Origin of the sequence: Rhodococcus sp. YL-1 (genome assembly GCF_001942025.1) — a bacterium.
Lineage (GTDB): Bacteria > Actinomycetota > Actinomycetes > Mycobacteriales > Mycobacteriaceae > Rhodococcus_F > Rhodococcus_F qingshengii.
Window position 1 is genome coordinate 5,269,670 of sequence record NZ_CP017299.1, and the last position, 19,653, is coordinate 5,289,322.

The 19,653-nt window shown below is 62.4% G+C and carries 20 protein-coding genes; 6 read left to right on the plus strand and 14 right to left on the minus strand.

Annotated features, from left to right (window positions below; all coding sequences use genetic code 11):
• The first annotated feature begins 196 nt into the window (after positions 1 to 196).
• Positions 197 to 1,297 (plus strand): adenylate/guanylate cyclase domain-containing protein, encoded by a 1,101-nt coding sequence (locus tag BH682_RS24430; protein ID WP_007732623.1) that lies wholly within the window; start codon positions 197 to 199, stop codon positions 1,295 to 1,297.
• A 4-nt stretch (positions 1,298 to 1,301) separates the two neighbouring features.
• Here BH682_RS24430 and BH682_RS24435 read toward each other — a convergent pair whose 3' ends face one another.
• The gene (locus tag BH682_RS24435; RefSeq protein ID WP_030537009.1) at positions 1,302 to 1,952 is read right to left on the minus strand and encodes a TetR/AcrR family transcriptional regulator; all 651 of its coding nucleotides are present in this window, start codon (positions 1,950 to 1,952) and stop codon (positions 1,302 to 1,304) included.
• 56 nt (positions 1,953 to 2,008) lie between these two features.
• Here BH682_RS24435 and BH682_RS24440 point away from each other — a divergent pair, with 56 nt between their 5' ends.
• Positions 2,009 to 3,553: an MFS transporter gene (locus BH682_RS24440; protein WP_058037678.1), complete on the plus strand. Its 1,545-nt coding sequence runs from the start codon at positions 2,009 to 2,011 to the stop codon at positions 3,551 to 3,553.
• Here BH682_RS24440 and BH682_RS24445 read toward each other — a convergent pair.
• Positions 3,541 to 4,053, minus strand: a complete 513-nt coding sequence (locus BH682_RS24445) for an Lrp/AsnC family transcriptional regulator (protein WP_051649709.1) — start codon at positions 4,051 to 4,053, stop codon at positions 3,541 to 3,543. The genes BH682_RS24440 and BH682_RS24445 overlap by 13 nt on opposite strands.
• A 195-nt stretch (positions 4,054 to 4,248) precedes the next feature.
• Here BH682_RS24445 and hppD point away from each other — a divergent pair, with 195 nt between their 5' ends.
• Positions 4,249 to 5,454, plus strand: a complete 1,206-nt coding sequence (hppD, locus tag BH682_RS24450) for a 4-hydroxyphenylpyruvate dioxygenase (RefSeq protein ID WP_058037677.1) — start codon at positions 4,249 to 4,251, stop codon at positions 5,452 to 5,454.
• Positions 5,455 to 5,460: 6 nt separating this feature from the next.
• Here hppD and BH682_RS24455 read toward each other — a convergent pair whose 3' ends face one another.
• From BH682_RS24455 to BH682_RS24475, 5 genes are all read right to left on the minus strand, one after another.
• The gene (locus BH682_RS24455; protein WP_020909123.1) at positions 5,461 to 6,111 is read right to left on the minus strand and encodes an NUDIX domain-containing protein; all 651 of its coding nucleotides are present in this window, start codon (positions 6,109 to 6,111) and stop codon (positions 5,461 to 5,463) included.
• Positions 6,108 to 7,397: an adenylosuccinate synthetase gene (locus BH682_RS24460; protein ID WP_075834395.1), complete on the minus strand. Its 1,290-nt coding sequence runs from the start codon at positions 7,395 to 7,397 to the stop codon at positions 6,108 to 6,110. The genes BH682_RS24455 and BH682_RS24460 overlap by 4 nt, the downstream gene beginning before the upstream one ends.
• Positions 7,398 to 7,406: 9 nt before the next feature.
• On the minus strand, positions 7,407 to 8,393 hold the full coding sequence (locus BH682_RS24465; RefSeq protein ID WP_075835464.1) for a hypothetical protein: 987 nt from the start codon (positions 8,391 to 8,393) through the stop codon (positions 7,407 to 7,409).
• A 5-nt stretch (positions 8,394 to 8,398) separates the two neighbouring features.
• On the minus strand, positions 8,399 to 9,430 hold the full coding sequence (locus tag BH682_RS24470; protein ID WP_075834398.1) for a hypothetical protein: 1,032 nt from the start codon (positions 9,428 to 9,430) through the stop codon (positions 8,399 to 8,401).
• Positions 9,431 to 9,514: 84 nt separating this feature from the next.
• Positions 9,515 to 10,414, minus strand: a complete 900-nt coding sequence (locus BH682_RS24475) for a LysR family transcriptional regulator (RefSeq protein ID WP_063315783.1) — start codon at positions 10,412 to 10,414, stop codon at positions 9,515 to 9,517.
• Positions 10,415 to 10,602: 188 nt separating this feature from the next.
• On the opposite strand from BH682_RS24475, the gene BH682_RS24480 reads away from it, so the two are divergent.
• Entirely contained in the window at positions 10,603 to 11,241 is a 639-nt protein-coding gene (locus BH682_RS24480) for a hypothetical protein (RefSeq protein ID WP_075834400.1), read from the plus strand.
• The gene (locus tag BH682_RS24485; RefSeq protein WP_007732641.1) at positions 11,238 to 12,014 is read left to right on the plus strand and encodes an SDR family NAD(P)-dependent oxidoreductase; all 777 of its coding nucleotides are present in this window, start codon (positions 11,238 to 11,240) and stop codon (positions 12,012 to 12,014) included. The genes BH682_RS24480 and BH682_RS24485 overlap by 4 nt, the downstream gene beginning before the upstream one ends.
• Before the next feature lie 15 nt (positions 12,015 to 12,029).
• On the opposite strand, the gene BH682_RS24490 is transcribed toward BH682_RS24485, so the two are convergent.
• Positions 12,030 to 12,791, minus strand: coding sequence for an SDR family NAD(P)-dependent oxidoreductase (locus BH682_RS24490; RefSeq protein WP_007732643.1), 762 nt, complete (start codon positions 12,789 to 12,791; stop codon positions 12,030 to 12,032).
• 198 nt (positions 12,792 to 12,989) lie between these two features.
• Here BH682_RS24490 and BH682_RS24495 point away from each other — a divergent pair, with 198 nt between their 5' ends.
• Positions 12,990 to 13,766: an SDR family oxidoreductase gene (locus BH682_RS24495; RefSeq protein ID WP_003940546.1), complete on the plus strand. Its 777-nt coding sequence runs from the start codon at positions 12,990 to 12,992 to the stop codon at positions 13,764 to 13,766.
• A 110-nt stretch (positions 13,767 to 13,876) separates the two neighbouring features.
• Here BH682_RS24495 and BH682_RS24500 read toward each other — a convergent pair whose 3' ends face one another.
• The 6 genes from BH682_RS24500 to BH682_RS24525 are packed head-to-tail and all read right to left on the minus strand — an operon-like array spanning position 13,877 to position 19,541.
• Positions 13,877 to 14,698 (minus strand): MaoC/PaaZ C-terminal domain-containing protein, encoded by an 822-nt coding sequence (locus tag BH682_RS24500; protein ID WP_075834402.1) that lies wholly within the window; start codon positions 14,696 to 14,698, stop codon positions 13,877 to 13,879.
• Positions 14,699 to 14,712: 14 nt separating this feature from the next.
• Positions 14,713 to 15,891, minus strand: coding sequence for a lipid-transfer protein (locus tag BH682_RS24505; protein ID WP_075834404.1), 1,179 nt, complete (start codon positions 15,889 to 15,891; stop codon positions 14,713 to 14,715).
• A complete protein-coding gene (locus tag BH682_RS24510) occupies positions 15,891 to 16,319 on the minus strand; it encodes a MaoC family dehydratase (protein WP_075834406.1) in 429 nt (142 codons plus the stop codon). The genes BH682_RS24505 and BH682_RS24510 overlap by 1 nt, the downstream gene beginning before the upstream one ends.
• The gene (locus tag BH682_RS24515) at positions 16,316 to 17,431 is read right to left on the minus strand and encodes an acyl-CoA dehydrogenase family protein (protein WP_064687712.1); all 1,116 of its coding nucleotides are present in this window, start codon (positions 17,429 to 17,431) and stop codon (positions 16,316 to 16,318) included. The genes BH682_RS24510 and BH682_RS24515 overlap by 4 nt, the downstream gene beginning before the upstream one ends.
• Positions 17,431 to 18,378, minus strand: a complete 948-nt coding sequence (locus BH682_RS24520; protein ID WP_075834408.1) for a bifunctional MaoC family dehydratase N-terminal/OB-fold nucleic acid binding domain-containing protein — start codon at positions 18,376 to 18,378, stop codon at positions 17,431 to 17,433. Before BH682_RS24520 ends, BH682_RS24515 begins: the two co-directional genes overlap by 1 nt.
• Positions 18,375 to 19,541: an acyl-CoA dehydrogenase family protein gene (locus tag BH682_RS24525; RefSeq protein ID WP_003940442.1), complete on the minus strand. Its 1,167-nt coding sequence runs from the start codon at positions 19,539 to 19,541 to the stop codon at positions 18,375 to 18,377. The genes BH682_RS24520 and BH682_RS24525 overlap by 4 nt, the downstream gene beginning before the upstream one ends.
• Between the last annotated feature and the right edge of the window lie 112 nt (positions 19,542 to 19,653).

Below are 19,653 nucleotides of genomic sequence, written 5' to 3' on the forward strand. Positions count from 1 at the left end.
TTTCAGAAGTATCTCGTGCATTTCGGTATCGACAGTGCTTTTCTCGGGGCAACTCTTGCACAAGCCACCGACGTGTTGACTCTCACCGCCCGCCTGAGCCCGAGGATCCGTAGACGGTTCGGCCAATTCAGTACTGTTCTCGTGGCACCGCGTGGAAGATGGTGGACAGAAATTCGTTGCGGCAATAAGGAGCACGGTGAGCAGTTCGGAGTCAGAGTGGATCGACGAGGTCACCGAACCCGCCCCTGCTGAATCTCACGTTGCCGAACCTCACACCGCTGATCCGGTCGACGTCGATGCTCATCTGCTCAGCCGGATTCAAGCCGACATCGAGGAGTCCCTCCTCGGCGGACCGCGCTGCTTCACGCAATCGCAGATCGCGGAATTCGCCGGTGTGACACGCGAGCGTGCCGATCGTTTGTGGGTCGCGATGGGCTTTGCCGTCGACGAGGATCCCGACGCCGTCATGTTCACCCAGCAAGACGCCAACGCCCTCAAGACGATCATCGACATGGTCAATCGAGGAGTCATCTCGCAGAGCAGTGAGGTGGCTGCCGCCCGTTCACTGGGGCAGTCGATGTCGAGGTTGGCTGAGTGGCAGGTCTCGCTGATCAGCACACACATCATCGACCAGCTCGCCGACTCGGCAGATCACGAGCCCGAAGCGATCCGGAAGATCGTTCTGCGCCTCGGCGCCGAGATCATTCCCGCTGTCGAATCTCTGCAGACGTACGTGTGGAAGCGCCACGTCGCGTCGTCGACGGGCCGCAACGTCGGAAACCCGGGCGAAGAAGTAGCGAGTCGTGTTCTGGTCGTGGGTTTCGCCGACATCGTCGGGTACACCTCGCTGACCCGCGGCCTCGACTCCGCCGAACTCAACGATCTGCTCGAGCGGTTCGAGTCCGCGTCCACCGAAATCATCGGTCGCAACTACGGCTGGGTGGTCAAGACCGTCGGTGACGAGGTCATGTTTGCCGCCGAGAGTCCTCATCACGCCGCCGAGATCGCTTTGCAGATCCAGCAGGCGGTCCTCGCCGATCACGACGATCCGCAGCTTCGGGTGGGTCTGGCCATGGGGCCGACGTTGGTTCGCTTCGGAGATCTCTACGGTTCGGTGGTCAACAAGGCCGCGCGTCTCACCAGCTCTGCTCGTCCCGGCACTGTGCTGATCGACTCCGAGCTGGCCACCCAGCTCGGCTCGGACGCCAATTTCAAACTGCGACACCTTCGTCCGCGACGAGTGCGCGGCATCGACAGGCTCGAGCAGTACGTGCTACGCCGCAATCTGGAGCCGTGAGCTCTCAGCTCGACACTCCGCGTGCAGCCAGAAAGTCGTCCACGATCTGCTCACACGCAGCCTCCCCGAGAGGCGTCAGCGTGGCCAGCTTGGTGAGCACCAAAGGTCCGACCAACTGAGCAAGTGCGACGTCGTAGTCGTACTCCCCCAACGCGTCGATCGCGTCCGGCGAGCGCAGGATCCGATCGAACGCGTGTCGGTACTGCTCGAAAACCGTCTGGCGCAGCGATCGCAATTCGGGCTTGTCCGTGGACAGGGCATCGACGCTCGAATAACCCTTCAGTTCCGGCCCCAAGCCGAGCCAGCACATCGCCGTCACCTGGATCGGTGCGCTTTCGATGGCCTTGGCCTGACTGGTCAACAACTCGAGCAACTGCGCGCGGAGATCGCCTTCACCGGACATCTCCGGCACCGGCGGCAGTAGACGTGCAAATGCCGCGGCGAGTAACTCCGTGCCGCTGTCGAAATGGCGGTACAGCGTCGCACGCGCGACGTTGGCCAACTTGGTGACGGCATCGATCGTCACGGCGTCGACGCCGCCTTCTGCCAGCAGCGTGGTCGCTGCGTCGAGCAACCTGGACCTGGAACGCTGTTTGCGCGGGTCCTCGTCGTTTCCCTGCTGTTCGATTCCCTGCTTGTCGATTCCCACCGTCACAACTTCAGTTATACCCACTTGGGGGTTGTGGAACTGCTGTTCTTGTAACGATACTGATGGTCTTGTTTCTATCGGGAGGTTTCGTGAGTAGCGATACGACGCTCGAACAGTCCACGTGGACCATCCGACAGATCTGGATGCTGACGGTCGCGTGCTGCGCCGTCGCGCTGGTCGTCGCAGCGATGGCCGCTCTCAACACGGCCCTTCCCGACTTGGCCCGCGATACCGGTGCAACACAGAGCCAGCTCACGTGGATCGTGGACGGGTACACGCTCACGCTGGCTTGTCTCTTGTTGCCGGCGGGCGCACTCGGCGATCGATACGGTCGACGAGAACTGCTCATGTTCGGACTACTCGTTTTTGCTGCCGGCTCGTCGATTCCGGTCTTCGCGGACGAACCGTCGTGGGTCATCGTCTCCCGCGTGATATCCGGCGTCGGCGCCGCATTTGTCATGCCGGCGACGCTGTCTCTACTCACTGCAGGTTTCCCGCCGGCGCAGCGTGCCCGCGCCGTCGGAGTCTGGTCCGGCGTCGCAGGGTCCGGTGCAATCGCCGGACTCGTCGTCTCCGGGCTACTCCTCGAAAAATGGTCCTGGCATTCGATTTTCGTCAGCCTGGCCGTCGTCTCGGTCCTCATCCTCGTGGTGTCGTTCACGATCGTGACGTCGAAGGACACGGAGGCAACTCCACTCGATCTACCTGGTACAGCGCTGATCGCCGGCTCGATCGGACTGTTCGTCCTGGGGATGATCGAGGCGCCGGCCCGTGGTTGGCTCGATCCGGTAGTTCTCGCGTTGCTGGTCGGCGGAATTGCCATGACAGCAATCTTCAGCTGGGTCGAATTACGCACTCGCCACCCACTTCTGGACGTCAGACTGTTTGCCAATCGTGCATTCGGCAGCGGCGCAGCGTCACTGACCCTGCAATTCCTGGCGACTTTCGGCTTGTTCTTCCTGATCGTGCAGTATCTCCAACTGGTGCTCGACTACTCCCCCCTGCAATCGGCGCTCGCCCTCATGCCGATCGCCGTGCCGGTGATGGCGCTGTCCGTGGTTGCTCCCCTGCTGATTCCGCGTATCGGCCTTCGCGCCCTCACCGCCACCGGGGTTGCCTTCCTCGGAACCGGAATTGCGCTCTTGACGCGCTTGGACGCCAGTTCGACCTATGCCGAAGTCTGTGTTCCCTTGGTAGTGGCCGCTATTGGATTGGGTTTGTCGACAACCCCCGCCACTGCTGCCATCGTCTCCAACGCACCGGACTCCAAACAGGGTGTTGCATCAGCAGTCAACGACGCAACCCGTGAGATCGGCTCCGCCATCGGCGTTGCACTGGCGGGAAGTATCCTCGCCGCCGGCTACGGAAATCACGTCCAGCCCGCGGTCGACTTGCTACCCGAACCGGCCAAGGAGCCGGTATCCGGTTCTCTGGCCGCCGCTCTCCACGTCGCCGAAGCAGCCGGGCCGCAGGGTGCCCAGTTGGCCGAATTCGCCCGTGAAGCCTTCATCAAAGGCATGGATCAAGGAGCACTCACGCTCGCTGCGATCATGTGGGTATCCGCGATCGTTCTGGGATTCTGGGCTCCGGGTCGTCAGCGAGACTGACCGCCTCGTCGGTACGCCGGGGCCTTGGTTGTCTGCTCCGACTGCAGAGTCTGCAGGAGGGGCATCGACCGGAGCGGCACCACAACCGAGAGAACCATGACGCTGGTCGACCGGGTGGCTATCCCCGACCGATTCAGTTCGAGCAGCGTCGCTTGCAAATCCTCGTGCGACGCAGCGGCAATCCGGCACAGCACGTCGCCGGAGCCGGTGGTGGCAAAGGCTTCGAGCACACCGGGGATCGCCTCGAGTTCCGCGGTGACGGTGTCGAGCGCCCCCTGGGCGATCTGCAAAGTCACGAATGCCTGTACTCCGAAACCCGCTGCAGCCAAATTGACGTGCGGCGCGTATCCGGCGATGACGCCCGCATCTTCCATCCTTTTCAATCTCGCCTGCACTGTCGCCCGCGCAACCTTGACCTGACGCGAAAGCTCCAACGCACCGGCTCTCGGGTGCTTGTTCATCGCGTCCAACAGAGCCAGATCCACTGCGTCGAGATTCACGTCCGCTCCACTCGTCGTTCAACTATGCAAATTGCCTACAAAACAGTGCCACCATCTTCGCATTCCGGCGCTGTGTCTACTTTCAACTACCTCCGTTGACTACCCAACCTCTGAAGGACTTATCTGTTTGTACCGGCAGTGCCGAACATAACTCGAGCACCGCGCTGTGTACATCGCACTCAGAGGGGACTCACCATGACCGTCGAACAGACTCTCACCGACGACGAACAGTTGGCCGGCCTGGATCTGGAGCAATTACGCCAGCTGGTCGGACTGGTCGAGTACGACAGCGATCACGATCCCTTCCCGGTGAGTGGTTGGGACGGCCTCGAATGGATCGTCGGAAACGCCACGCAGACTTCACATTTCTTCCAGTCCGCATTCGGCATGGAATTGGTGGCCTATTCAGGCCCGTCGACGGGAAACCGCGACCACCACGCGTTCGTACTCAAGAGCGGTGCCGTGCGCTTTGTCGTCAAAGGTGCTGTGGATCCGACAAGCGAGTTGATCGCGCATCACAGCCGTCATGGCGACGGCATCCGCGACATCGCGCTCAGCGTCCCTGACGTGGACAAGTGCATCGCGCACGCCATCACCCAAGGTGCGACGGTGTTGAGCGAACCGCACGACGTCACCGACGAGCACGGCACCGTTCGCCTGGCCAGCATCGCGACGTACGGCGAGACTCGGCACACCCTCGTCGACCGTTCCCGCTACACCGGCCCTTACCTTCCCGGATACGTCGAACGGACGTCGTCGTACCGCAAGCGTGACGGCGCGCCCGAGCGCATCTTCCAGGCCCTCGACCACGTCGTCGGCAACGTCGAACTCGGCAAGATGGACCAGTGGGTCGACTTCTACAACCGGGTCATGGGATTCACCAACATGGCCGAGTTCGTGGGCGGCGACATAGCCACCGACTACTCCGCGCTGATGAGCAAGGTCGTCTCGAGCGGCAATCACCGAGTCAAGTTCCCACTCAACGAACCTGCCATCGCGAAGAAGCGGTCACAGATCGACGAGTACCTCGAGTTCTATCAAGGTCCCGGCGCTCAGCATCTCGCGCTTGCGACCAACGACATCCTCGGAGCAGTCGATGCTCTGGTCGACGAAGGAATCGAGTTTCTCTCTACTCCGGCTTCGTATTACGAGGATCCCGAATTGCGCGCGCGTATCGGAGAGGTTCGAGTTCCGATCGAGGAATTGCAGAAGCGAGGCATCCTCGTCGACCGCGACGAGGACGGCTATCTTCTTCAGATCTTCACCAAGCCGATCGGAGATCGTCCCACCGTGTTCTTCGAGATCATCGAACGCCACGGCTCACTGGGATTCGGACTGGGAAACTTCAAAGCCCTGTTCGAAGCGATCGAGCGTGAGCAGGCCGCGCGGGGCAACTTCTGAGGTAGGTCAGCTGTTTTCGGTCCACGCCCAGACCACCGCGGGTCGCCCGGTGGCACTGACCCGGACTCGTTCGTCCGTACGTTCCAGCCCTGGCAACGCTTTGAGCGTCCGGTTCAAATTGCCCGGGTCCGGACGCACACCGGAAAGCTCCTCCGCCACGGCCAGCGCGTACGACGCCGGAAACGACGGACCCAGTAGTGCCCGCGTGAATGCCTGATCTCGCCACAACAGGGTGTCAGCAAGGATCGGGCGGGTATCGGCGACTATCCGATTGTGGTCGAACGCAAGGTCCCCCGGGTTGTCCCAGCTCACCCATTCGGCCGAACCCGGCACCTCGTCCGACGAGATCACTGCCCACATGGTCACCGAGAGCGTCGGACCGCGGGGGTCGCGATTGGGTTCGTCGAACACGGTCAATTGACCGCTGACGAGGATCTTCTCGTCGGGAATTCCGAGCTTGGTGGTCACGGCTCGCCTGGCGGCGTCCTGCAGCCGCTCACCGGCGCCCAGCAGTACACCGGGCAGCGCCAACTGCCCGGTGTACGGCTCCGCTTGCCGCGGAGTGACGGCAAATCGCAACATCCCGGGTTCCGGATTGCCGAACCGGAGCGCGATGACATCGATCGAGACAAGTGACTGGTCCACACCGTCCATCATGCAGGCACTGGGCATCGCATCTGACGATCGACCCGGTCGGCACCGTTCGCGGTCAGCACTACCGGCGCACCCATTTCCTCGCTCAGATACCGGGCGAAATCCTCCGGGTCGGCCGGAAGTTCCTTCGGCACGACCCCTACGGCTTTCAGGGAATCTGTCAGCGCCTGCTGGTGATCGAGATCCTTCCACTCTCCGACCGGAACGAACGGCAATCCTTCGTACGCGTGCACCCCGTGGATCGGGACGCCTGCAGCCCGCGCGCGATCCATCGCGTCGAGATGAGTAAGCGCCAAACCGTCGACGCCACCGCTCACCTCGATTGCGTAGTGCAACAACAACTCGTCGAGGTGGCCCATCCGGAATCCGCCTTGATACTCACCCGTCCCGTTGTGCAGCTCGGGCAACACCTTCGCCAGCTCCGGATCCTCCGTCGGGAAGGGCCCAGCTCCGTGTCGTGTCATGTACGTGCGAGTGACGCCGAGTACGTAACTGTCCCGGCCCAACTCGTCGATCATCGCTCGCGCGTTGGACGGCTCGACCGTCGACCATGTGGTGTGTGGGTGAAACCCCCGCCGCTCGTCGAGAAGGACACCTTGTGCCCCCTCGAATACCAGACGACCACCGGCGCCCAACGCGCCCAGCGCATCCGGGTCGGCGATGTCCACGGCGGCACCGAATTCCGCGTACATGTCGACCATGTCGTCGATCGGCGGAAAACCGTGGCGACTCTCCGCGATCAACGGTCCGTAGAATGTGACCAACGCCGACAACTTACGACGCAAGGAGTCAGGTCGCCGGCAGTCTCCCACCGTAGGCGCATTCGCAACTTCGAGCGCGTACGCCGCGGTCTCACCGATCCCCTTGCCACACGAGCCGTGTCGGTTACCGCCGCGAGCATCCTCACGGGCCCTGTTGGCGGCCACGTGAATCGGCGTCGTCAACAATGCGCGCGCGTCGATCCGTATCAGATCGAACGGATTTCGAACTCCGAGCGCTTCCAGAGCACGCGCCTCCCGGGCGAGGGCGATGGGCTCGACCAACACGAATCTCGAGAGAAACGTCGGGACGCCGGACAGCGTTCCCGAACCGAACTGCGAAAACGTGTGGTGGCACTCGCCGACCGTCACGTTGTGCGCTGCCTGTGCCCCACCGTTGAACCGGACCACTGCGGCCACACCCAAATCGGCTTGGTCGGAGCAAAGCCAATCGACGGTTGCTCCCTTCCCCGCATCTCCGAACCCGAGGTCTACGACGACGATATCGCGGTCTTCGAACGGCTCCATCATGCTCTCCTTCTATGCGAAATCAACATCGTCCGTATCGGTTCCGAGATCGTGGGGCAACCCGGCCACCGTCGCGGTGCTGCGCCCTGGGATCACAGCGAGAGCCTTGCCGACGGTCTCGGCTTCAGCTCTTGAACCGATGTCGCGGAGATCCGCCAGTCCGTCACGCAGGTCGATGCGGTCCTCACCGATTCCGACCGTCAGCGCGATCAGTTCGCACACCGCAGCGGGGTCGTCGAGTTTGACGAAGCGTTCACCGAGAAACTTCTTCCAGTGATCCGCGATTTCCGGATCGTTGAAGTACGACGACTGATCTGGCAGAACGAAGTAGACATTCCATCTTTCTTCGAGTTCACGGTAGATCGACGAGACCGATACGTCCTGACGTACCTTGTCGCCGATCACCGAACGGATGTGACGAGCCGAGAGCCGCGGCTTGTTCAGCTCGTCGCCGATGATGAAGAGGTAGCCTTTCCTTCCGCGCTTCTCCCAGGCATCCGTACTGGTGTGGCGCACCATGAAATATGCTGCCAATTCATAGCTTTCCGACTTCTGTCCACCACCGTTGCCCTCGAGGAAGATGGTCCGAAGCTGCTCGTCCATCGCGTTACCCGACTCGAACTGGCCGACTTGTAGTGGCACCTGATCGGAATCGGCGTCGCCGATACCACCGAACAGAATCTGCGGATCATCCGCGTATCCCTTGCGTTGCAGCAGCCCGTGCAGCTTTCCGAGCTTGTCCTGCATGATTCGAGGAACAGCGCCCATCGAGCCGGTGACATCGAAAAGCACTGCTATCGGGAGAGAATCGGGGTGCCCGGCCGAGTCCCGGCATTCACGCTTGTCGACGCCGAAGGGGTCGAGGGTCGGGTCCGCTTTCCAACTGCTTCGCGGACGCGACCGAAGCGAATCGGTGTAACCGAAATCGTCGACACCGCGTGCGGCACGAAAAGTCTTGCCCGCCAAATAGGTGTTGTCGTCCCAGTATCCGTAGCCCATGACAATCACTGTCCTTTCGTGAATGGAACGGCGAACGGACGAAATGTCCGCTGGCCATAGAGAAGATCGAGGAGTTCGTCGAACTCACCCAGTAGGTCGACCGCGTCGGGACGCAATCTCGGGTTGTCCTGCATGCAGCCGTCGGCAAACACCTTCATCCGTTCGTGGGTCTGCTCGCCCAGCATTTGGAGCATCAAATGATGAGCCATGTAGACGTCCCAGGCCGGAGACGCTCCTTCGCCGAGTTCCGGTGGGTACGAATCACGATCGGAACCGATCGTCGCCACCGGGCGGCTGCCCGTACGGGTGCCAAAGGACCAGCCGACCAGCACCACCCCGTGCCGATCAGGCTCGATCAGCACGTTCTCCGCGGTAATCGCGGTGTGCACCCAACCAGTCGCATGCGCTGCTGCCAGAGCCCGAAGTAGCCGTCGGTGCATCCACGCCCAGTCCCGTGGATCGAGGCCACCTGGATACGCCTCACGGACGTCGGCGAGACTCACAAAACCTTCGGTCAGATCGTCCAACACATCGATCTGACGTCTCGTGCCGCTGCCCACATGGGTGATTTGATCGATCAATCGCGGGAAGTACGAGACTGCCCAACCGGCTTCGCACGAATTCTCGATGTCCGTCAACACATTCCGTTCGGCCTCGATCATCGAGTTCGCCCGAGGGTCTCGCGGAATCTTCAGTACGACACCGGCATCGGACCGGTACAGGTTAGCGACCGAGCCGCGCGCTACCAGTCCACCCAACGTGTACTCGCCCCGCTCGCCGACATAAACGGGCCGAGAATCTGCCGGCTCGAACTCCGCTGTCCAACTGCGGTATAGCTCGTTCAACCGAGATGTTGCGGCCGAGTATCGCACCCGATCTTCGGGCTTCGCCCGGTCCGGATGAATGGCTGAGGCGAGCCGATGAAAACGACGCTTTGCAGCGCGACGGGTGTCGAGATCGCTGGAGTCTCCCCCGAACACATCGGCCGAAACTCGTGCTGCCTCGACGATTTCAAGTGCCGTGCTGATCGTTTTCATGGTTTTAGTCTAACTGACTAAAACGAAGACGGCAAGAATGCGTATTTCATCCGAGTACATGCGCATCACATCAGGACACGGCAATCACCTGTCGGCACCGAGGGCTGAAACAGCTTTGCGTAGCTCGATCACCGCCGGACTGCTGTCGCCCTCACGGGTACACAGATCGATCGAACACTGCTCGATATCGGAAATGCGCACGAAACTGATATCCGAGCGGGTGTAGTACTCGGCAATGGTTGCTGCCGTTATCACCACCGCCCGACCGTTGGCGACAACCTCGAGCGCTTCGTCCATCGTGCGGACAGAGGGACCGTACCGGACGGGTACACCACTCGGGCGCGGGTCCACCGACCACCATTTCACCCATTCGGGTGGTGCGCCGTCACTCGAAACCTGCACAGTCCCATCTATTTCAGAAATCTCGATGCTCGTACGGCCCGCCAGTTGGTGCCCTCGAGGCAGAGCCACCACCCGCGGTTCGACGCCTATCCGTTCGAGCACCACACCGTCGAGCACCGGCAGTGGCGGTCGCACGAAGGCCGCGTCGACGGTCGCGCTCGCCACCGCGGAAACCTGTTGGGACCAGTCCAATTGGACCAACTCCACCTCCGCATGCAACGAATCGATCACCGCACGTCCCAAACTTCCGGCCGCCCCGTTGATGAATCCGATCCGCAACCGCCTGGCCCGCCGACGCTCGAGTGCGTCGAGCCCGTTCATCGCGCGAACGGCGAACTCGAGAGCGGGCCGCGCATCCGCGACGAACACCTCACCCGCGGCGGTGAGCACCACCGGGTGCGAACTGCGATCAACCAACTCGACACCCACCTGTTCCTCGAGTCGACGAATCTGCTGACTGAGAGCAGGCGCCGTGACGAACAACCGGTCTGCCGCTCGACCGAAGTGCCCTTCCGCCACGACGACGAGCAACGAGGACACCAACCGCAGATTCAGATCTTCACCTCTTCTCGCCTTTTTCATTACCGTCCATTCGGTTGTCTCAGGCCGCTGTTCGCCAGCAAAGTGATGACCATCACGGTATCTGAACAGCGGAGTTAAGCAAACCGGCAATTGTCGAACGAAGTTCTACATGTACAGCGAATGCCACGTCAGGTCACAGTTGTCGCAGATCCGGACAGCCCGCCGAATCCGCGAAACCAGGAGATGTGATGAGCAAGTACGAGCACGAATTCGTCCACATGATGGATGGCGTCGAAAAGCAATTGGAAACCATCGACAATCCGCGGCACCAGAAGATCCTCCGAAACTACCGGCGCCACGCATTGCTCGAGGTCTCCGGTCGTTACAAGGAAATCCTCTCGCCCGACATGACCGTCGAAGAACCCGTCTACCGGTTGTTCGAAGACGGGCAGTCGATTGTTCTGGACGGCATGGACGCCGTCACCAACTTCTACCAGTCACTCGCCGAGACGGACACCCTTGTCATGTGGACCGGACAGTCCGACTTCGCGGTCTCCGACAGCGGATTCTCGGGTGAGACTCTCTTCAGTCAATTCGTCCCAGGATCGATTCTGGGAGACGGGGTGTTCGGCGCGGTGCACGAATCGGGTGGATCCACCCCCGCAGCCCCCGAACAGTCGTCGGACATCGACCCCGACGGTTGGTATCTCGTGCGTCGGACCTTGGCATTTGTCTGGCCGTACGACGAGCAGGGGCGACTCATCGGTGAGCATGTCTACGAAGATTCTGCTTCGAAAGTCCTGACCAAGGTGGACCCGAGCGAGGTCATCACTGCGGCGCGCGCAGCCGAACTGCTTGCCCCACTGCTCGAAACGCACCTGCCGTGAGCGCGCCCGTAGCCATTGTCACCGGCGCAGCTGCCGGGTTGGGCGCCGCTATTGCCGAGCGCCTTGCGGAGGACTTCGGCACCCTGCTTCTCCTCGACATCGAAGAGGCCGCACTCGCCGACACCGCAGCACGCCTGGAAAGCCTTGGCGTAGCAGTCCACACGGCACGATGCGATGTTCGACGTGAAGGTGACGTCAAGAACGCCTTCGACGTGGCTGCATCGGCCGGAAGCCCGACTGCACTCGTCAACGGCGCCGGAATCGGCGTCTTCACTCCGTTCCTCGAGATCACCGAAGACCAGTGGGACAACACCTTTGCGGTGAACACCAAGGGCAGCTTCCTGATGTGCCGCGAATTCGTGAGCAGAACCGAGGGTCCGGCAGCGATCGTCAACATCGCGTCGATCGGTGCCCGCTTGGGCGGTGACATGCTCGCGCACTACGGACCGTCGAAGGCCGCCGTGATCGAGATGAGTCACAGCGTCGCCCGGATCGGTGCGACTCGAGGACTTCGCTCGAATACGGTCATGCCCGGCCTGATCCTCACCGACATGTGGCTTCGAACCATCAAGGAACTGCGTCGACGCGATCCCTCGCTCACAGATGTTTCCGATGCTGACGTCTTCGATTCTTTTGTCGCACAGATGGTTCCGATGGGTCGAGCTCAGACGCCCGGAGACATCGCCGAGATGGTCGCCTTTTTGCTCAGTGACAAGGCTCGCAACGTCACCGGCCAGACGATTGCCGTCGACGGCGGCGCCGTGATGACCTGATCGGGTCGATGGCGGTCAGCCCCAGCGCGACTGGCCGCCGTCGAGCGGGATCGTGGCACCCGTGAGGTACCCGGCGTCTTCGCTGACGAGGAAGACGACGGCACGACCGATGTCGGTCTCGGGGTCTCCGACGCGTCCCAGCGGAATACCTGCGACAAATGCCGCTGCCTCTTCGGGATTCTTGTCCATCCACCACTGCAACGCGGGAGTCTTGGCGTGCGGGGCAACATTGAGAACGCGAATGTTGTCCTTGCCCCATTCACAGGCCGCAGCGCGGGTCAACGAGCGCATGCCTTCTTTGATGGAACCGTAAGCGCCGTAGTTACTGGCATCCCAGCGCACCGCCGCCGAGGTGACCATGTTGATGATGACGCCACCGCCACGACTGTTCATGTGGGGGTACGACGCCTGCATCATGCGCAGGGTGGCGAGCGGCCCCGTCGCGAAGGAACGCTCGAAGTCTTCGTCGAGCACGCTCAAGAGTGGGCCGGGCTTGCAGTCGTTGGCGTTGTTGACCAGGATGTCGATTCCGCCGAACAGTTCGACGGTACGGTCCACGGCGTCGGTGATGTCGTCCTTCTTGCTGACGTCGCAGACCACCGCCTCACCGCGCGCACCGATGTCAGCCAGTAGTCCGCACGTGGTGTGCAACTTGGATTCGGTGCGGCCGGCAACGGCGATCACGGCGCCCTCTTTGGCCAAGGCCAGGGCAATCCCCTGCCCGATTCCCTGACCCGCACCCGTGATGAGTGCAACTTTGCCTTCGAGCTTGCCCATGTGACTACTCCAATGTCTGTCGACGCAGAGGTCCCTTTGCGGGAGGGACCGGTCGATTCTGGTGACTGCCGCCGTTTGTCGTCTACACTCGACCTACAAAACAACCAAGCACTTGCTTGACCCTAAGGTGTGCGACCACGTCGCGTCAATCACATTGGGCGGCAATTCAGCTCGGCACCGCACCAGGAAGGCTCCACCGTGACACTGCCCAACCCCGTCGATTTCAGCGGACGCTCGGTGATCGTCACCGGCGGCACCAAAGGCATCGGCTACGTCATCGCCGAAACCTTCCTCGCCGCGGGTGCGAACGTGCTGGTCTGTGGCCGTAACGAGCCCGAAAACCTACCCACCGCCGACGGCCGTAGCGCAGCCTTTCGCGCCACTGACGTCCGCGATCCCGCCGACGCCGCAGCCCTCGTCCAGGATGCCGTCGAGCGCTTCGGCCGTCTGGACGTCCTGGTCAACAACGCCGGCGGCTCCCCCGATGCCGATGCTGCGACGGTGTCACCCCGCTTCGTCGAGAAGATCGTGGCCCTGAACCTGTTGGCACCCTTCAACGTTGCCCAGGCCGCAAATGCAGTGATGCAGACTCAGGACGACGGCGGTGCCATCATCAACATCGGCAGTGTCTCGGCGATCGACCCGCAGCCCGGAACCGCGGCGTACAGCGCAGCCAAGGCAGGCCTCCTCGTTCTGACCAAGGCATTGGCCCTCGAATGGGCGCCGAAGGTCCGGATCAACCACATCACCACCGGCCTGATCCGTACCGAGGCTGCCGCCGAGGTCTACGGCGCCGACGGCGGCGCTGCGGTCACCAGGACCATTCCGATGGAGCGCATGGCCGTGCCGGCCGATATCGCCAACTCCTGCCTGTTCCTGGCGAGCCCGCTCTCCTCGTACGTGAACGGCGCCGACATCGCCGTTCACGGCGGCGGTGAGTACCCGGCTCGCTACATGGCGACCCACCAGGATTGAAACAAATACGAAGCAGCCCCTGAGTGGATTCGCTCGGGGGCTGCTTCTTCGTGTGAACAACTGCGGGGCGCGACGAGGGGTCAAGCACCCCGCAGTTGAGTCTGGAGGGACTAGCGAGCGGAGAAGCTCACTCGTGCACCGGAAATCGCTACCTGATCACCCTTGGTGACCTGGAAGGCCAGGTCGTCGGGAGTTCCCCACGCAACGATGGACGGCGCTTCACCCGGATGGATCGCCGCAGCGAATCGACCCTCGAGGCTCACGAGGTGCGCCGGATGCACTCCGGCGACCCGGGCAAGCTCGAGCGTGCTCGCGGCCAACGTGCACAGGCCGTGCATGATCGGACGCGGCTGGTTGATCCGCGCCGCAGCCTCGGGATCGATGTGGATGTGGTGCTTGTCGCCCAGGAGCCGGTACATCGCCGTCTGGTTCTCCGCTGTGGTCAACACACCGGTCAACGAAGGCTCGCCGGTCGGTTCCGCCGGACGTGAGGGTCCACGTTCTCCGCCGAATCCACCGGCACCGGGGGCAAAAAGTGACCAGGTCGCGACGAAGTATTCGCACTCCACCTTCACTTCGAACACGGCCGCTGCGCCCTTGTCCCACACCTCGCCGACCGAAGCCTTCAAGGTCACGTCACCGCTACGCGGAAGCGGAGCAAGCACTTTCAGCTCTTGCGAGCCGTGCAGTGCCGTCGAGGTGTCGAAGGCGCCCGCCGAACCCAGAGCGTCGGGAGCCCACTGCGCCAGCGTCAGAGCAAAGGTCGGCAGTACCCGAAGCTGATCCTCGAAGACGAGGTCCAGCTCGGTCGCCTTGGCGCCCACGGCAAGTGCGTACAGGATCGCGTCGCGCTCGGTGTACGACACGGTGCGGGTCCCGAGATCGGCTCCACGCCAATCGCCGGCGGTCTTCGCAGCTTCCGAAGTTGTCACTGTCTTTTCCTCTCTCAAACAGCGCCGAGAACGAGACCGCTGGTGGGTACTGCTGTTCCGGCTGTGACCAATACGTTTTCGACGCCCTCGGGCTGGTTGGTCGACGTGCCTCGCACCAGTCGCACACCTTCGGCAATTCCGTTGACACCGTGCAGGTACGCCTCGCCGACCTGACCACCGTGAGTGTTGGACGGCAGGCGTCCACCGATCTCGAGGTTGCCTTCGCGGATGAAGTCCTTTGCTTCGCCTGGCTTGCAGAAGCCCAGTTCTTCGAGCTGGGGAAGCACCAACGGAGTGAAGTGGTCGTACAGAATCGCGGCGTTGATGTCATCAGGGGTCAGGCCGCTCTGGCCGTACAACTGACGAGCAACCAGGCCCATCTCCGGGATACCGGAGATGTCGGGCCGGTAGTAGCTGGTCATCATGTGCTGATCCTTGCTACTGCCCTGAGCGGCGCCCTTGATGACGACGGGCTTGTTGGCCAGATCCTTTGCGCGCTCGGCAGAGACGATGACCAATGCCTGGCCACCGTCGGTTTCCTGGCAGCAGTCGAGCAGGTGCAGCGGCTCGGCGATCCAGCGCGAGTTCTGATGGTCCTCGAGCGTGATCGGACGCTCGTAGAACCAAGCAGCCGGGTTGTTGGCGGCATGCTTGCGCGCCACCACTGCAACTCGTCCGAAGTCCTCACTCGTCGCACCGTACTGGTGCATGTAGCGGCGGGCGAACATGGCGACCCACTGAGCGGGAGTCGACAATCCCTGCGGAGTCATCCACGCATATGCCGCGCGATCCGCGGTGCTGTCCATGGGGCGATCGTGCTGCCCTAGGCCGTAGCGCACACCGGAGCGCTCGTTGAAGGCGCGGTAACAAACCACGACGTCGGCAACACCCGTCGCAACTGCCATGGCCGCCTGCTGCACGGTGGCACACGCAGCGCCGCCACCGTAGTGAATGCGCGAGAAGAACTTCAGCTCGCCGAGACCACAGTTGCGAGTCACGATCGCTTCGCCGTTCGTCTCCGACGTGTAGGTGGACAGACCGTCGACCTCGGACGGATCGATACCGGCGTCAGCGAGTGCCGCGACGATGGCCTCACACGCCAACTGCAGTTCGGTGCGGCCGGAGTTCTTGGAGAACTCGGTGGATCCGATGCCGACGATGGCGGCGGCTCCCGAGAGTGGGCTGATCGCCATCAGGGCCTCTCCTCTTCCTTGAAAGCGACTGCGACGGTGCCGGATGCATGGTTGCCGAGGCTGTTTGCACCCTGCACCTTGACCACGACCACTCCGTCTTCCTTGGACACGACCTCACCGGTCATCGTCATGGTGTCACCCGGGTAGTTGGGCGCCCCGAGACGAATGGCGATGCGGCTCAGGGTCGATGCAGATCCGGCCCAGTCCGTGACGTATCGACCGACAAGACCGTTGCTCGTGAGGATGTTCATGAAGACATCCTCCGAGCCACGCTCCTGCGCCAGGCTCGGATCGTGGTGCACGTCCTGAAAATCGCGAGTGGCGATTGCCGTGGCGACGATCAACGTGCGGGTCAGCGGGATCGCCAACTCGGGCAATGCCTCTCCGACAACGACGTCTGCGTAACTGCGACCGGCAAGTACGGTCATGCGAGCACCTCCACACCGGATGCGAGCTGCGCACCCAGACGCGCTAGATCGGAGCTGGAACCACCGAGGGTGGCAGCAATCTGCTTGCCCCACAACAGGTGACGGTGAACCGGGTAGTCGGTGTCGACGCCCATGCCGCCGTGAACATGCGTGGTGCGATGCACGACGCGCTGTCCGCCGTCGGTAGCCCACCACTTGGCGACCAGTACCGAGGTGCCGAGATCCAGTCCCTCGGAGATGCGCCAGGCGGCCTGCCACAGTGTCACGCGCATCGCTTCGAGATCGATGTAGCAGTCAGCGAGTTGATGATTGACGGCCTGGAAGGTCGCCAGCGGACGGCCGAACTGCTTGCGGCCGTTCAGGTACGTGACGGCCTGCGCGACTGCACCCGACCCGACGCCCCATTGGATTGCGGCCAATGCCAGCTGAACGCGGTCGATCAGCCACGGAACCGTGGTGCCGTCAGCCGCACCGATCAGCTGCGCGGGGGCACCGGCAAAGGTGACGTTGGCACAGATCTCCCAGTTGGTGGACTGCGTCTGTTCGAGCGTCACTCCCTCGGCACTCAGGTCGACCAGCAGCAGTGCCGTACCGGTGGAAGCGGTTGCCGAAACGAGAGCAAGGTTCGCGACGTGAGTCATCGGCACTACTGCCTTCTCACCCGTCAGAGTCCAGTTGCCGTCGGCGTCCTGCTCAGCCGTGGTCAGTGGGTCGCCGCCAGTGTACGGACCGAACTCTTCGAGACCGACGGTCAGGAATCGACTGCCGTCGGCAACTCCCGGAAGGAGTTCGGCGCGAAGGGAATCAGAGCCGAATTTGTTGACAGCCAATGCTGCAAGGGTCGTTTCCCAGATCGGCACGGCCGCAACGTGACGTCCCTGCTGTTCGAGCAGTGCGTACAGCTCGGACAAGCCGAGGCCACCGCCGCCGAACTCCTCCGGCAGGGCGATACCGAGCAGGCCGGTGCTCGCGAGTTCGCGCCACAGTTCACGGTCGACGCGCTCAGCGGAGAGTTCGATCTCCTTGGTGCGCTCGATCGTTGCCTTGCTGGTGAAGACCTCGTCGGCCAGTGCGCGAATTGCTTCCTGCTCTTCGCTGAAATTGAAGTCCATCAGTGCTCCTCGCGTACGGCCGGCCGGAACGCGGGAAGCGTCAGATCCGGGTCGGCGTCGATCCAGTCAAGTTCCACGGGCATGTCGACCACGACATCTTCGGGCGCGATACCCACCATGTTGGCGATCAATCGGGTTCCCTCTTCGAGTTCGATTACCGCAACGATGAGCGGGTAGTCGAACGCGTCGATCTTGGGGTGGTGATTGACCACGAAGCTGTACACCGTGCCACGACCCGACGCGTCGATCGTGTCCCACTCGAGTGACCGGCACTCCCCGCACATCGGGCCGGTGGGATGACGCAGCGTCTTGCAGGACGTGCAGCGCTGGATCACCAGACGGCGCTCCTTGGCTGCTTCGAACCAGAAAGCGTTGTCCGCGTTGAGAGCCGGACGCGGACGCAGTGCACGAGGAGCTTCGGGCGCAGCAGATTCCTGAGGTTTGAACCGCAGCGTCCGCCACCGCTGGGTGCCGACAACCTGATCGTCACCGTTGCGGTAGGTCTTGAGCGTCGTGACGAAGTGTCCGACACCGAGGCCGGTCTTCTTCTCCGGCGAAATCGACTCGATGACCTCGGTGTAGTTCACGCGATCGCCTGGGCGAAGTTCGGCGAAGAACTCCTGATCGGAATCGGTGGCCACGACAGAGCTGTAGCCGGCTGCGTCGAGGGTGGCGATCAGATCGGTCCACACCTGCGACGGGTCGTTGCCCGCCATCTTGTCGGTAAAGGTCCGCATGATCCAGACCTGGAGCATCTGAGCGGGAGCGACGACGCCGTCGCGTCCGGTGGCGCGGGCGGCGTCGTCGTCGAGGTAGACGGGGTTGGTATCGCCCATGGTCTCGGCCCAATGCCGGATCATGGGGATGTTGACCTCGTCGGGTCCCCAGGTGGTGGGAACAAGCGTCTGGCCGACAAAAGCGTCGAGTTGCGCCGAAATGTCGCTCACTTGACCCTCTTTTCGCGAACCAAGCCGAGCCCGATGGTGCCGACCATGTCCCGAAGAACTTCGTTGACGCCGCCGCCGAAGGTATTCACGACACCCTGACGCGAGATCTGCTCGATCTGACCGGCAAGCAGAGCGCCCGGAGACTCGGGGCGGATGCGACCGGCGGAGCCGAGAATTCCGAGCAGGGTGCGGTAGACGTCGACGTGAGTCTCGGTCCCGTACGTCTTGGTGGCACCGGCGTCGGCTCCGGAGAGCGTGTCCTGTGCGACGGCTGCCGTCATCTTCCAGTTCAGCAGTCGCATGGCCTCGAGCTTGGCGTGTGTGCGAGCGAAGTCCTGTTGCACCCACGGGATGTCGATGGCGCCGTTTTCCTTGGCCCAGTCCAGGACCAGGTTCCACAGACCGTACGTGCGACCACCGATGGCCGCCAGGCCGATTCGCTCGTGGTTGAGCTGAGCCGTGATGAGCTGCCAGCCGCCGTTGACCTCGCCCACAACGTCCTTCGACGGAACTCGAATGCCGGAGTAGTACGTGGACGTCACCATCAAACCGCCGACGGTGTTGATCGGTGACCACTCGAAGCCTGCATCCTCGGTGGGGACGATCAGGATCGAGATTCCCTTGTGCTTGGGGGCATCCGCGTCGGTGCGGCAGGCCAGCCACACGTAGTCGGCAGTGTTGGCGCCACTGGTGAAGATCTTGTTGCCGTCGACGATCCACTCGTCACCGTCGAGAACCGCACGAGTCTTGAGTGACGCAAGGTCGGTGCCGGCCTCGGGCTCGGTGTACCCGATTGCGAAGACGATGTCGCCGGCCAGGATGCCGGGCAGGAAACGTTCCTTCTGTTCTTCGGTGCCGTACTTCATCAACGTCGGTCCGACGGTATTGACCGTCACGAAGGGAAACGGCAGACCTGCGCGCTGAACCTCGTCGAAGAACACGAACTGCTCTTCGATGGAGCGTCCCTGTCCACCGAATTCCTTGGGCCAGCCGATACCGAGCCAACCGTCCTTGCCCAGCAACTTCACGATCTCGCGGAAGTACTCGCCACCCACACCTTGCTCGCCGGCCGCGCGACGCTTCTCTTCCGGCAGCAGCGCCGCGAAGTACGCGCGCAACTCCTTGCGGAGCTCCTGCTGCTCGGGCGATTCCCTCAGATCCATCGCTGTTTCTCCTATGGCATTCATGGCTGGCAACTCTTGGCCTGGACGCTAACCAGATGCCCAGGTGGGCGCTGTGAGTGTCTCGATGAGCGGGAAGCCGAAACATGAGCGG

Coding starts and splice junctions, on each gene's coding strand:
- BH682_RS24460 (WP_075834395.1), bottom strand. CDS start 7,397: ATGATGGAGCCGTTCGAAGACCGCGATATCGTCGTCGTAGACCTCGGG.
- hppD (WP_058037677.1), top strand. CDS start 4,249: ATGACCGTCGAACAGACTCTCACCGACGACGAACAGTTGGCCGGCCTG.
- BH682_RS24480 (WP_075834400.1), top strand. CDS start 10,603: ATGAGCAAGTACGAGCACGAATTCGTCCACATGATGGATGGCGTCGAA.
- BH682_RS24470 (WP_075834398.1), bottom strand. CDS start 9,430: ATGAAAACGATCAGCACGGCACTTGAAATCGTCGAGGCAGCACGAGTT.
- BH682_RS24510 (WP_075834406.1), bottom strand. CDS start 16,319: ATGACCGTACTTGCCGGTCGCAGTTACGCAGACGTCGTTGTCGGAGAG.
- BH682_RS24515 (WP_064687712.1), bottom strand. CDS start 17,431: ATGGACTTCAATTTCAGCGAAGAGCAGGAAGCAATTCGCGCACTGGCC.
- BH682_RS24475 (WP_063315783.1), bottom strand. CDS start 10,414: ATGAAAAAGGCGAGAAGAGGTGAAGATCTGAATCTGCGGTTGGTGTCC.
- BH682_RS24505 (WP_075834404.1), bottom strand. CDS start 15,891: ATGGCGATCAGCCCACTCTCGGGAGCCGCCGCCATCGTCGGCATCGGA.
- BH682_RS24525 (WP_003940442.1), bottom strand. CDS start 19,541: ATGGATCTGAGGGAATCGCCCGAGCAGCAGGAGCTCCGCAAGGAGTTG.
- BH682_RS24440 (WP_058037678.1), top strand. CDS start 2,009: ATGGTCTTGTTTCTATCGGGAGGTTTCGTGAGTAGCGATACGACGCTC.
- BH682_RS24465 (WP_075835464.1), bottom strand. CDS start 8,393: ATGGGCTACGGATACTGGGACGACAACACCTATTTGGCGGGCAAGACT.
- BH682_RS24455 (WP_020909123.1), bottom strand. CDS start 6,111: ATGATGGACGGTGTGGACCAGTCACTTGTCTCGATCGATGTCATCGCG.
- BH682_RS24490 (WP_007732643.1), bottom strand. CDS start 12,791: ATGGGCAAGCTCGAAGGCAAAGTTGCACTCATCACGGGTGCGGGTCAG.